Raw genomic sequence first — 13,484 nt, 5'->3', positions numbered from 1 at the left:
GCTCCGGTGATCGAATTTGCTTCCATAGGTTTTATTGTACTGCTAAAATTCAAACTGTATCGCAAAGCGCACAGTTTTACACTACGATTGTTTACCGGAGGATAAGGGGAGATTAGGTGTTTATAAGTTTGAGAAATGCTAATGTATAATGAATTTAAAATGGAGTGCTAATGAAAAATCCATATCCTACGATTTATGACGTATTGCAAAAGCATCGTTGGATTGTACTAATCCTAGTTATTGGAAGTTTTGTAACGGTATTGGGGAGTGTTGGTTTTGTGGTATATAGTGTACAGCAATCCAAAAAGGAGGTTTTTGTACTGAGTCCAGAAGGCGCAGTGATTCCACTGCGATTGGAAGAACTTAGGAAGTACAGCAAGGTGGAAGCCTTGGCGCAATTGGAGCAGTTTCATCACTTGTTTTATGGACTGGAAGCGGGAAATTATGAGAAGCGTATTGAAAAAGCTTTGTGGTTGGGAGATCAGACTGTATCCGAAGTGTATCAGCAAAAACGTTCGGAAGGGGTGTACAATCGGTTGTTACAGTATTCCTTAGTGCAACGAGTACTGTCGGTACGTTCTGAAATTTATGGTGAAAGTGTTCCTTTTGGTTTTCGAACCGTAGTGCTATTTGAAATCAAACGAGGTACGGTGACCGATACCTATGAACTGGTGACCACCGGAAAACTGATTGGGGTAGATCGGAGTTTTCCGGAGAATCCCCATGGACTGTTGCTCACGGAGTTTTATGAACAATCGTTACGCAAGTTAACGGAAGAAGAAGTTTCGAATTTAAATGAAGATGAAAGATGAAAATGACAAAACAAAAACTAGTGTTTATAGGCCTGATAGGTTCGGTGGTATTATTTATCGCCGGATATGCCTATTGGAAGTTTGGCATGGAGGATACAGAAGAAGGTGGCCTGGTAAGGACCGATGTACCGGAATTGGAAGCATCTGAGCCTGAGTTTGCTAATAAAAAGGAAGCCGTAGATGCGTTGAAACCCGAGCGGGAGTTTACACCGCCTAGTGTGTATGATGAGAAACAACTTGATACCATGGAAATTACCATAGATTCTTTAGAGCTTGCTAGGAAAGGTGTTGCTGATGGTAGTGATTCTGTTGTGCATACAGGGCATGCAGATAAGGAAGAAGTACCTCAAATCACGTGGCTCAAAGAAGCGCGTGAAGGTAATGGGGACGAATATGAAAAGAAAGATCATGACAAGCTTCTCAAAGAGTTAGCCAAACAACAAGAGCTGCTCTTTGTGGGAGTGGAGTTGGAGGATATGGATTTGATAGCGGATACCGATGCTTTGTTGTATGTGAAAGTACGAGGAACCCAAACTGTACAGAGCAAGTATCGTTTGGAAATGGAACTGATGAAACCGGCTAGGGTACGTGGGGAGATGTTTGAGCGGTATACACGGTTGTATGGATTTGTGTCTTTTCAGCCCAATCGAACTTTGTTGCATATTACCCATATTGGAACCCTAGAGGTAAGCTTAAAGGCTTATGACAAGCAGGATGGGAGTGAAGGAATTTATACGGTCAATTCGTTTCGGGCAGAAGCGACCAAAGAAGCAGTTACCCAAACTATTGGAGATATTAATATCCCGACCATGCCGGTGCGTACCAGTTTTTTGCAACAATTAGTACAGAAAAACAACCGAAAGGTGAAGGTAACGGTGAGTAATGGGTACGAGCTGATCTTAAAACCGGAGTTATAAAAGTTAAAAAATGAATTGAATTGAACTAAAATGAAAATGATGATGAAAAATTATATAAAAATACTCTTAGGAATGATAGGCATGGGAAGTGCGATACAGGTACAGGCTACCGAGAAAATAGATACCTTATTTGTCAATGCACATCAGGTAGTGATGTTGGTATTTCCGGAACCGATACGACAAGCAGTGGTGGGGGATGCGCATTTTGTGTTTACCTATAACAAAGAGTCCGGGCAGTATATGGGATTGGTACAAGGAACGGAAGGAGTGGAGAGTAATCTGTTTGTGATTACGACTTCAGGAATGATTTACAGCTATACGTTAGCCTACAAAGCGCAATTGAAACAAACCTATTATAAAGTGTTGGAACCGCAGCATATTGGCAAGGAAAGACAGCCGGATGTGAAGGTACAGACTTTTGAAAATGAGGTGAGTAAGTCTGAGTTGAAAAAGTATGACAAAGCGTGTGAACATTTGTTGCAATATCGTCATCGGAAGGTAAAGACCAAGCGAAGAAAGAAACTACGATTGCGCTTGGAAGAGTGGAAGTACGTTGGAGACCAAATGTATTTGGTGGTTTCCTTAAAGAATAAATCGGATATAGACTTTAAGGTCGGTGATGTTAGTGTATTTGTGAGTCGAGGACGCAAAGGGAAGAAATCTTCCTATCAAGAGTTGGAGTTGCCAGTTTCCTATCGGTATTTGGAGCCTGAAACGATAGTTGCTGGTGGTGAAAGTCGTTGGGTGTTGGTGTTGCCTAAAACGGTGGTGGGGGCGCATGAGGAGTTGAAGGTAGAGGTTGGTGAGTTGATGGGGAATCGGAGTTTACATTTGAGATTGTAATTTTTATTATTAAGTGTGGTTTTGATAAAAAGACAAAATAGCTGAAATCCATAAATATTATATTTATTTTTATATAAATTAAATATTTATGGATTCCGTATATGAAATGGAAAAAATGAGAGAAAAATTTCCAATAGAAATGGGTAGGCCTTTTGTATTTCGTTTTAGACCACCTAATCAAAATACCTTAAGTGAATTAGAAAATGGATATATATGGTTTTCTGATAGAAGTTCACTGAATGATCCATTGGATTCAAATCCTGAGTTTGTAAAACTTTCTAACGATCCAGAAGAGCTTCAATTGCTATATAAGATGGTTTCAGATGGAATTTTGGATAAAAGCACTAAAAAGTATTTCGAAGAGAATATGAGTCCAATAATTTTAAATGAGTTTGCCAAGACTAAAGTAGCTCCATTTGTTGATAGTTTTGGGATAGCGTGTTTTACTATGTATCCTATGAATGAAGAACTTTGGAAAATCTATGCATCAAATCATAAGGGAATATGCTTACAATTTGATATAAATAAGGATATTGTTTTTTTTGATAATCTACTTCCTGTACAGTATGTTCCTAAAATTTTAGAGAGAACATATAACCCGATTTCAGAACCAAACCATATTGTTGATTTGTTTTATAAGAAGACTGAGGAGTGGAGTTATGAAAAGGAACTTAGGCTGTTAAAACCAACTATAGGAAGAGAGCGTTTTAAGAGTAAAGCTTTACAAAGTATTATCATTGGAGATCAAGCAGAACCAGCGTTTATACAACAAATTATGGAAATAGTTAAGAAAAAATATCCAGGAATAACGGTTTACCAAACGTTGTATCCCGTTAAAATTTCTGATTTTAAATGTAGATTGATATATGGTACTATATGATGAATTTATGTAAGCTATATTAAATATGAATTAGTAAGTTAAAAGAAATGAAGAAACCAGAGCTTAGATTTTATGGAGAAAATGAATGGGAGTTTGTATATCCCGCCTCTATAGATAATGCAACCGTCTATAATGCTTATTGGAGTGGGGTAGAATTATTAGATTATGAAGATTCAAGAGCAGAAAATATATTTAAAAAATTAATAGCGAAGCATCCTTATTTTTTAGATGCTTATAATCATTTAAGTATAGCATTTAGAAATCAAAATAAAACTTTTGAGAGTTGGTTAACAGCAGAGAAAAGTTATTCTCTTGGTAAATCAATACTTCCCGAAACCTTTATAATAGGAAAACATAAAATTCATTGGGGCGTTTTAGAAAATCGAGGCTTTTTAAGAGCCTGTCAACAATATGGCTTGGAATGTCAGTATCATAAGGATTATGAAAAAGCTAAAAGTGTTTATTTAGAAAACCTTAGTTATAATCAAGAGGATCATCAGGGGATTAGATATCTTTTATTAGAAGTTTATCTAGCTCATAAAAAACTGAAAGAGGCTAGAGAGTTGATTAACAAGTACTCGAAAGATTATTCTATAGAATTTGCATTTACATCAGTAGCCCTGGAAGTTCTTGCTGGAAATTATGAAAAGGCTAACGCTAAATTGCTTGAAGCCATTAAAATAAATAAACATTTTGTAGCAGAAGTTATTAAAGAACAGCATCAAAAACCACCGGTTTATAGATTACCGGGGGAACCTTTTTTTGACGCAGGAATTCCTATAGGATCTGTTCAACAGGCTTATGAATATTGGAAAAGAAACAAAGTATTTTATGCTAAAAAGGAACTTATTGCTTATTTTAAGGAAAACGCATTATCATAATTAATGATGGACGATTTAATAAGGGAATCACTAAAGAACTTTTTTGCATCTACAAAAGTTTTAATGGAACAAAACGTTATTCGAAGTTCAAAGTATACAGCAGATATCGCGGAATACATCATTCAAGAAATATATGGACTTGAGTTATGTAAGAGTCAACGAGAACCTGGATATGACGGAACTCTAAACCAAAAGAAGTATCAAATTAAAATTAATAATAGCTCTCAAAAAACAAATCAGGATGTTGGTGATCCAGAGTTGTATGATTATTTCATTCTAATAATTACATCAAATAGCTTGCTGTTTGATAAAAAATACACAGGATATTTCATGGCTATATATGAATTTGAAAAGAAGATTTTAGAGGGGAAAAAGTACATAGCTAAAACAACGATTCATCAAAATAAGCCAACGTATTTAGTAACGGATGAATTTCAAGTTAAAGTAATGGTTTCGAATAATGATGTTCTTTTTACAAACATGAAAAATATATCATAAGCTATTTTATGGATTACCGTAAGAAGCGTGCAAATATGATTCGTAAATTTGATGAACTAACAATAGTTTTTATTTCTTAATAGGTAATAGGAAAACAAAAATGAGTATACTGCATCAGTTAAGGACTAATGATATGGTGAATATAGACCAATTTTTGCAATTGGTAATCCAATCTTCAACAGACAATATTCACTATTGTTATAGACAACATGATACTTATTATTTTTGGATAGATCAAAAATCTACCAGAGGAGTGGATATTTCATTCGGACATGAGAAAATTGAAATTAAAAATACTACATTATCAAATCCTACAGATTTGTTGCTAACCAATATTTTGGTAGAAATTTTGTTGCAAATGGTGGATGGGACTATTGTCAATGAAGCAGAAGAGTACGTTGCGCTACCCATATTTACAGAGGAAATTATTCGGGAGATTTGTAGCATTGATGCACATACATTACTACGGCTATCGCAAACGAACGAAGAAGTGACTATTTATGGACCGATTCGTAAAACATACTTTGGTAAGAGTATGTATAAAAGGTTAGTGCCTTATGAGAATCAGCTATTCGTATTGGCTGAGAAGATAGAAGAAGTGATCTTAAAAGTTCAATACCAATTGCCGGATTATGAATATGGAAATGTACTAGAGGTGCAATATGACGCACATCCATTAGTCATGAAATTGTTAACCAATAAAACAAATTGTATAGTAGATAAATATGATTACATACTTATTGAAGGTAAAGGGAAGGCTCCTCTTATGATTACCAATGCTGTTTTAAATAAGATTCAACCTGAATCTTGGAGCTTGGTAGATGCCTATACGATGGTAGCTCCAAGGGTAACAACATCAGAGTGGAATGCATTTGTAACAAGGGCTGCTGAGTTTGATCAGTTTGAAAATTTTAAACAGAAGAAAGCTGATTCCTAAGTATTCATGAAAAAATATATTAAAAATGGCAAGGAGTGCGTGCTGTGTCATACACGAAAAAAATTGATTCAAATAACTCCGGAAGAATTAATTAGGCAAGAATTTGTGCTGAAATTAAAGAATGAATATAAAGTACCTTTAGAATTGATCGATGTAGAAGTCCCTTTATCGTACTATCAGAAAGGAAAACAAGGACGGGTTGATATCATTGTTTCAGGATATGATGAAGAGCATCATCAAAAAATACCGCTTTTAATTGTTGAATGTAAAGCGCCATCTGTGGAAATAACTGAAAAGGTATTTGAACAAATTATGTATTATGATACTTTTTTAGAACCTTTAGTAATGGTCATGACTAATGGATGTGAAACGCTTATCTATACATGGGATCATAGTGAAGAGCGGTATCGTGAAGTACAATCAATACCAGTATATAAAGATTTAATAAGTGGCTTACCATTGACATACATAGAACAAGCATCTGATCATTGGGATAAACAAAACCATTTGGGAGATATACACAGCAACTTAGATTTTTTAAAAAGTGAAGGAGCCATAGGGGATGATTCAGATGCTAAGTGGGTGTCTTTGGTAATGAACATGTATAATTTGTTATATGATGATAGTGAAACAGCAAAGGATTTGAAATTAGCTGAAAAATTATTTATTAGTGATGGAGGTTTACGCTACACTACTTTTGGAAATGCTGGAGGAGGAAGTTTTACAGGGGATTATCGATATTTTATGATTGAAAATTCAAATGGAGAAACTGAATTGGTGAGTATTTCAATTATGGGAAAAATGTCCACCAGAAATCATCCGAAATGGAAGAATAGTAATGGGTTTACACTTATCAATCTGGCTATTGATAATTTAGAGAAAAGTCATCTATCATTAGAATATGCGATCGACAGGTTTGTAAAGGTAACGGGGCACAAGTATTCATTTTGGCATGATGGTACGTTAACAGCAGGTAAGAAAGGAAGAGTAAAAAATGAGTTAGTACTCGATTATATCCAATTAAGAATGCCTCATTTGATAAAAAATAATCAAATTTATTTAGGTACCCTTGATAATTCAAAACCTTTTACTTGGGAACAAAATGAGGTACTTCAATTATTTTCTAACTTCATAGATGATGCTATGATTAGAGATGAATTCAGAAATAACTATATATCATGAGGTTTTTATTATGATATCAGTATCTTTGATACTATCAAATGATAGTATCAAATGAAACCACCTTATACTATAACAAGCAAAATTCTAAGGTTAGTAGCTGCTATTTCAGAGCAAATAGGTGAAGTGAAAGCTGCTCGGTTAATCAAGCCACCTACAGAACTTCGTAAGCGAAACAGGATAAAGACTATTCAATCTTCTTTGGAGATTGAAGGAAATACACTTACCATTGAGCAAATCACAGATTTATTGAATAATAAACGTGTGTTGGCACCTCAAAAGGATATTGTTGAGGTTAAAAATGCCATAGAAGTATATGCTCAAATAGATACTTTAAAAGTATATGACCTCACTTCTATGTGTGAAGCTCATAAGATACTGATGAATGGTTTGGTAGATCATCCTGGCGAACTTCGTAAAGGAGCAGTAGGTATTATGAAAGGAGAAGCTATTGCGCACATAGCACCTCCCGGGAATATGGTGAGAGGGTTAATGAGTGACTTATTTGAGTACTTAAAAACTGATACAGATTTATTACTCATCAAAAGCTGTGTTTTTCATTATGAGTTTGAATTTATTCATCCGTTTACTGATGGTAATGGACGCATGGGGAGACTATGGCAAACTATGATTTTAAAAGAGTATTCAAAAGTCTTTGAGTTTTTACCTATTGAGTCTTTGGTGAAAGAAAGACAACAGGAGTATTATCATGTATTGGGTAAATCCGATAATGAAGGATCGTCTACGAGCTTTATAGAATTCATGTTAGAAATTATTCAGCAAGCTTTGAATGATTTGTTAGCTACTCAAAATTTCACAACTACTAATGAAGATCGGATGAGCTTATTTAAAGATTATATTGGAGATGCTGAGTTTTCTCGCCAAGATTACCTGCGTTACAATAAGGATATTTCTTTAGCTACGGCAAGTAGGGATTTGAAAAATGCAGTGATTAGTGGAGTCTTACTTAAATCTGGAGATAAGAGATTAACAAAGTATCAATTCATAAAAGGTTAGTTTTAGTATTAGGCCTTCAATAGTTACAAAGGTATTAGATACAAGAGCGTACAGTGAGCAGCTGTACGCTTTTTTTATGGGGTGTTACACTAGTGGATCATACTAGTTTGTATGGTATGATTTCATCTAACAAGGATTAGAGAACACCTGGTCTTGTATTTCGGAAAGGTGTACGATTGTGTTAGGTCTTGAACTAGTACCTTTACCAAATACACCTTTTCAAAACTTCCATCATTTTTTATCCAAGCGCCTGTATGCGGTTTTATCTCGTTTCAAGCGCAAAGGTATTTCCGTGTTATAGGCTTCAGCAAGGTCGGGCTCTTCCGAGTTTGCCCACAAATCTCCACCTCTGCAGGTCGTATTTGTTATGCAAAACCTTGCCATGCCTTCACACGTACCTTATCTGCTCGTGAAACGAAACAAAGCATACTCCGGCTCTTTAAACGAATAAAAAAAATGTCAGTAGTGAAAGTAACACATATCGGTATTGGAATCAGCAAGAAACAAAACTTCAGCACCTCCTCTCATTACCGAATAATTACACTGACTTTTTTAACGGATTGTAGAACTTTTAAAAATTTGAAATCATGAACATTACAGGAAGATTGACACGAGATGCACAGGTGCATACCACCCCAAAAGACAAACAGGTAGTGAACTTTTCGGTTGCTGTTAATGATCGTTATCGAAACAAACAAGGAGAGCGCATCGAGCAGACTACTTTTTTTGATTGCTCATACTGGATTAGTCCTAAGGTAGCTGCCATACTGACCAAAGGAACTTTGGTGGAACTCACGGGAAGGGTAAGCGCTAGAGCTTGGACAGGAAGTGACGGAAAAGCCTATGCAGGGCTGAATTTCCATACCTTCCGTATTAAACTCCATGGAGGAGGAAATAAAGCAAAAGACGGAAATACTTTAAATACGAAGCAAGTGAAAGAGACTGAGGACGATTTGCCTTTCTAAACAAATCAATTCACACATTTTAAATCATTGAATTATGGGGCATGAAATTAATTTTAACGAGCATACCGGACGTTATTCGTTTTTTAGCGTTCAGGAAAAAGCATGGCATGGATTAGGTCAAATTATTGATCAGTACCCAACCAGTGCCGAGGCGATTACCCACGCAGGATTGGACTATGACGTAGTAAAATCCCCGCTCTATACCAAAGGATTGGAAAGTTCTGAGAACGCTAAAGAACTTGAAGTTCCCGAATATTTTGCTACCGTACGCACCGATACCGACCAAGTACTGGGTGTGGTAGGCAAAAACTACCAAATCATACAAAACAAAGAAGCCTTTGCCTTTTTTGATGCCATTGTCGGTGGTGATACAGGGATACGCTATGAAACTGCAGGGGCTTTAGGGAAGGGAGAACGCATCTTTATTACCGCCAAACTCCCTGATTATATACGAGTTGGTAACGGAGATGATGTCAGCGAAAAATACCTGTTTTTAACCACTTCGCATGATGGAAGCGGGAGTATTACTGCGGCTTTTACGCCCATTCGTATCGTGTGTCAAAACACCTTAAATGCATCACTTCGCAATATGAGCAATGTGGTACGTATCAAACATACTTCAGGAGCCAAGCAACATTTAATCAATACGCATAAAGTCATGGGACTGGCCAATACCTTAAGTACCCAATTAGAAGGTATTTTTAATCAGTGGGCAACCGTCAAAGTAACCGATTCCGAGGTAAGAAAGCTCATTCAGTTGGCACTGTGTCCGAACAAAGAAACCTTGGAGTTACTCAAAAAAGGAGCGGAGTCCGATACTTCCACACTTTTTAAAAATACGGTAAACGACGCTTTTTCTTATGCCATGATGAGCGATACCCAACAATTAGCTACCACCAAGGGTACTTTATATGGGGCATATAATGCAGTAACCGGCTACTACCAAAATGTACGTAAGTACAAAACCCATGAAGCCAAGTTACAGAGTATTGTACTAGGCGGTACCGCCCAACTCAAATCTCAAAAGGCTTTTGACCTCTGCGCCGCTTTTGCCAAGGATGGAGCGGATGTATTACACCTTAATTAATCATTATAGGCTACTGCTTTTTAAATAAGGTGGTAGCCTTTTTAAATACCTTTTAAGGAGGGTTGCTTATTAATTCTAGTATTCTTTGAAGTACACAAGTATCTGGTGCAAACAATAGAATATTATAGCGCCGGCAAAAACATACGTCCATTTGTTTTCGACGTATGTTTTTGCCGTAAAGCGGAATACTTTTTTTTGATAAGATATGCATTTGTATCATTTATACCTAAGGTAATACAACCCTTTGAAAGCATTCTTTAGATCGTATTTAAAATATGTAATAAATTGATTCAATGTGTTTTGTGTTATTTTTTTAGTGAAATTTTAGTAATCTTTTATAATTCGTTTAATAAATTAAAGGGGTTGAGTTGACTACTTTCACAAACATGTAATTGATAATTGGACAGAATAGAGCAATGCTTCAAAAAAGTACATATAAATTATTGAAAAAAATTATGGTAATGCTGTTGGCATGTGTTACCGTAAGCTCTACAATGTCCTTTTCGGTACATCAACATTATTGTTCCAATACATTGGTAGGTATTTCTTTGCATGAATTGCCGCATCAAATGTGTTGTGAACAGTTTTTAACTTCGACTACGCAACAGCAATTTCATCAGGCATCACATTGTTGTCATGACAAGCATCATATTATTCAAGGACAACAGGAACTGCAAGATACCGCACACGGCTTCTCAACGCATGTAATGGTATTTGATTTACCTGTTTTACCATCAGATGCAGTAGCTATACACGTTACACAAACTGCTACACCCGATAAGCAGGGGAGTGCAGGTCCTCCCAATAGGGATAGGGCTACAGCTATTTATCTATTAAATGAAACATTTTTGATTTAGGATTTATAACCCTATAACTGAAGAGATTCCTATGTCCTTTAGTTAGCCGTTTGAGAATTCTAAATTATTAATCATTTTATTAGATAAACAATGTTTAAAAAATTATATATTACTGTTATATGTATTTGTAGTAGTTCACTGTCATGGTCACAAACGGCCAATCTTTCCGAAGAAAATATTCATAACCTTCCGGAGCACGAATATCATTTAACCATAGATCATCAAACTGTAAACTTTACGGGAAAGGATATTGATGCCATTACCATTAATGGAGGTATTCCCGGTCCAAATCTAGAATTTACAGAAGGGGAGTTTGCCGTGATTCACGTTACCAATAATTTAGATCATGAAACTTCGGTACACTGGCACGGATTGATATTGCCCAATTTCTATGATGGTGTACCTTATTTAACCACACCGCCCATAGCGCCCGGTGAAACATTTACCTATCAATTTGAATTGAAACAAGCCGGAACCTACTGGTATCATTCCCATACAGGACTGCAAGAGCAACGCGGGGTATACGGATCTATACAGATAAACCCCAAAGAGAAACCGGTAGCCTATGATAAAGATCTGGTATTGGTACTGTCGGATTGGATGGATGAAAACCCTGCCTCTCAACTTAAGAATTTAAAAAGAGGTAATGAATGGTATTTGATCAAAAAGAAACAAGTGCAAAGTTGGGATAAGATCATCAAAAAAGGAGCCGTGGGTGCCAAATTAAAAATGATGTGGCAGCGCATGCCCGACTTTGCTATTAGTGATAATTTTTATGATACCTTTTTGATCAACGGTAAAAATCAACAGGAATACCCAAGTTTTCAACCTGGAGAAAAAGTACGCGTTCGATTTGTCAATGCCTCAGCAGCATCGTATTACTGGCTAACTTTTGGAGGTGCTAATGACCCTATGCTCATTGCGTCTGATGGGCAGAACGTGGTACCCGTAGCCCACAATAAAACGCTTATTGGGGTGGCAGAAACCTATGACTTTGTAGTGACCATTCCAACGAATGGAAAACTACAAGTACGTGCCATGGCACAAGATGGCTCTGGTTTTGCTACCGCAACACTGGGAGAAGGACCATTGCAAGAAGCCCCAGTAGTATCCAAACCCGATTTGATTGGCAAGATGAAAAAGATGATGCAAATGGATATGAAAATGGGAGCGCCAGCTTCAAAATTCAGACCACATCATCAGGATTCCATTAAAGTGATGAAGAAGTACCAAATGAAAATGCCTAACATGACTATGGACACTATGCAAAAGAACATGGATGGGCAAATGGCTATGAAAAAAGACAAGAAATCCTCTGATCAAAAACCCATGCAGATGGCCAGTGATTCTATGAAGAACAATAGTATGAACAGCCAGCACAGTATGGAAATGGGCTACAAGATACCAGCTGAAAAAGTAGTGGGTAGCAATATGAAAACTGCTGGTAATGCACAGTTTAACTATAACTTTTTAAAAGCTCCAAAGAAAACTGAATTTGATAGTACTAAGCCTGTGAAAGAACTCTTGTTCAATCTTACCGGAAATATGAATCGGTATGTGTGGAGCATCAATGGCGTACCCTTATCGGAGACCGATAAAATAAAAATAGAAAAAGGGGAGGTAGTTCGCATAACTTTAAATAACCTTACCATGATGCATCACCCTATGCACTTGCATGGTCACTTTTTTAGAGTACTGAATAAGAATGGAGCATATTCTCCTTTAAAGCATACCGTAGACGTGGCTCCCATGCAAAAAGTGGTTATTGAGTTTGATGCTAATGAAGTGGGTGATTGGTTTTTCCACTGCCATATTCTTTATCATTTAAACAGTGGGATGGCACGTGTGTTTAGTTACAACACTCCCAGAGATAGCAGAATGAAAGGGTATCCTATTACCGGATTAACCAATGAAGCCGATCACATCTATACTTGGGGAACTGTAACCGCAGCAAGCCATATGAGTGAATTTTCAATGACCAGTACCAACATTCGTAATCAGTTCAATGTTAGTGCCGCCTATGGTTATCATAACAATCTAGAAGCAGACGTGAGCTATGAACGTTATCTAAATGACTACTTCAGAGTATTTGGAGGCGTATCAGTAGAAAATGAGATGGAAGATAGTTTAGAAGAGCTTTCTACCACTGCTGTTGGAGGTATACGCTACTTATTGCCGCTTTTAATTAATTCAGAATTGAGTATGAATAGCAAGTTACGACCTGCCATCAGTTTAGACACCGAAACGATGATCTTTCCTCGCATAGCATTGTTTGGGGAATATGAGTACCAGATGGACTTTGGTTGGGTAGACCCGTTGGAAGGGGATGCTAACTATGCCTCAGAAACCACATGGCAGGTAGGGTTGGAATATATTTTTGCCAGAAACTTTTCTATTATGGGAAGTTATGATAACCGCTTTGGATTTGGAGGTGGATTAGTCACCCGATTTTAATAACTAAAAAATTAAAGAAGATGAAATTAAAAAACTATGTAAGTATGATGGCGTTACTGGCATTGGTAACCGCCTGTAAATTTGGAGAGGAAAAACAATCCGTAAGTATTGATACACCTCAGGAAGTAAAAGCAAAAGAAAAGAAAGTGAATGACTT

Annotated in this window: 13 protein-coding genes; all 13 read left to right on the top strand. The window is 36.7% G+C overall.

What is annotated here, in order from left to right:
- The first annotated feature begins 170 nt into the window (after positions 1-170).
- The 13 genes from BM383_RS18655 (at position 171) to BM383_RS18595 (ending at position 13,327) form a co-directional block, all read left to right on the top strand.
- Positions 171-812 carry a conjugal transfer protein TraK gene (locus BM383_RS18655; RefSeq protein WP_093026663.1) on the top strand — a complete coding sequence of 214 codons (642 nt, stop codon included), beginning with the start codon at positions 171-173 and terminating at the stop codon, positions 810-812.
- Positions 809-1,729, top strand: a complete 921-nt coding sequence (gene traM, locus BM383_RS18650; protein WP_093026662.1) for a conjugative transposon protein TraM — start codon at positions 809-811, stop codon at positions 1,727-1,729. The genes BM383_RS18655 and traM overlap by 4 nt, the downstream gene beginning before the upstream one ends.
- A gap of 42 nt (positions 1,730-1,771) precedes the next feature.
- Positions 1,772-2,572 carry a DUF4138 domain-containing protein gene (locus BM383_RS18645; RefSeq protein WP_177229169.1) on the top strand — a complete coding sequence of 267 codons (801 nt, stop codon included), beginning with the start codon at positions 1,772-1,774 and terminating at the stop codon, positions 2,570-2,572.
- 88 nt (positions 2,573-2,660) lie between these two features.
- The gene (locus tag BM383_RS18640; protein WP_093026660.1) at positions 2,661-3,452 is read left to right on the top strand and encodes a DUF2971 domain-containing protein; all 792 of its coding nucleotides are present in this window, start codon (positions 2,661-2,663) and stop codon (positions 3,450-3,452) included.
- Between the two features lie 47 nt (positions 3,453-3,499).
- Positions 3,500-4,333, top strand: coding sequence for a tetratricopeptide repeat protein (locus BM383_RS18635; RefSeq protein WP_093026659.1), 834 nt, complete (start codon positions 3,500-3,502; stop codon positions 4,331-4,333).
- A gap of 3 nt (positions 4,334-4,336) precedes the next feature.
- The gene (locus BM383_RS18630) at positions 4,337-4,831 is read left to right on the top strand and encodes a hypothetical protein (protein ID WP_093026658.1); all 495 of its coding nucleotides are present in this window, start codon (positions 4,337-4,339) and stop codon (positions 4,829-4,831) included.
- A gap of 100 nt (positions 4,832-4,931) precedes the next feature.
- Positions 4,932-5,768, top strand: a complete 837-nt coding sequence (locus BM383_RS18625; protein ID WP_093026657.1) for a hypothetical protein — start codon at positions 4,932-4,934, stop codon at positions 5,766-5,768.
- 6 nt (positions 5,769-5,774) lie between these two features.
- On the top strand, positions 5,775-6,950 hold the full coding sequence (locus BM383_RS18620) for a type I restriction enzyme HsdR N-terminal domain-containing protein (protein WP_093026656.1): 1,176 nt from the start codon (positions 5,775-5,777) through the stop codon (positions 6,948-6,950).
- A 51-nt stretch (positions 6,951-7,001) separates the two neighbouring features.
- Positions 7,002-7,964 carry a Fic family protein gene (locus BM383_RS18615; protein ID WP_093026655.1) on the top strand — a complete coding sequence of 321 codons (963 nt, stop codon included), beginning with the start codon at positions 7,002-7,004 and terminating at the stop codon, positions 7,962-7,964.
- A gap of 587 nt (positions 7,965-8,551) precedes the next feature.
- A complete protein-coding gene (locus tag BM383_RS18610; RefSeq protein WP_093026654.1) occupies positions 8,552-8,929 on the top strand; it encodes a single-stranded DNA-binding protein in 378 nt (125 codons plus the stop codon).
- A gap of 34 nt (positions 8,930-8,963) precedes the next feature.
- Positions 8,964-10,016: a DUF932 domain-containing protein gene (locus BM383_RS18605; RefSeq protein ID WP_093026653.1), complete on the top strand. Its 1,053-nt coding sequence runs from the start codon at positions 8,964-8,966 to the stop codon at positions 10,014-10,016.
- 443 nt (positions 10,017-10,459) lie between these two features.
- Positions 10,460-10,873, top strand: a complete 414-nt coding sequence (locus tag BM383_RS18600; protein ID WP_143106477.1) for an HYC_CC_PP family protein — start codon at positions 10,460-10,462, stop codon at positions 10,871-10,873.
- A gap of 90 nt (positions 10,874-10,963) precedes the next feature.
- Positions 10,964-13,327, top strand: coding sequence for a multicopper oxidase domain-containing protein (locus BM383_RS18595; protein WP_093026651.1), 2,364 nt, complete (start codon positions 10,964-10,966; stop codon positions 13,325-13,327).
- Positions 13,328-13,484: the final 157 nt, after the last annotated feature.

Source organism: Pustulibacterium marinum, from assembly GCF_900116665.1.
In the GTDB taxonomy this organism is placed as follows: Bacteria; Bacteroidota; Bacteroidia; order Flavobacteriales; family Flavobacteriaceae; genus Pustulibacterium; species Pustulibacterium marinum.
Note: the sequence above shows the minus strand (reverse complement) of the source record. Positions and strands in the feature narration are given on the sequence as shown.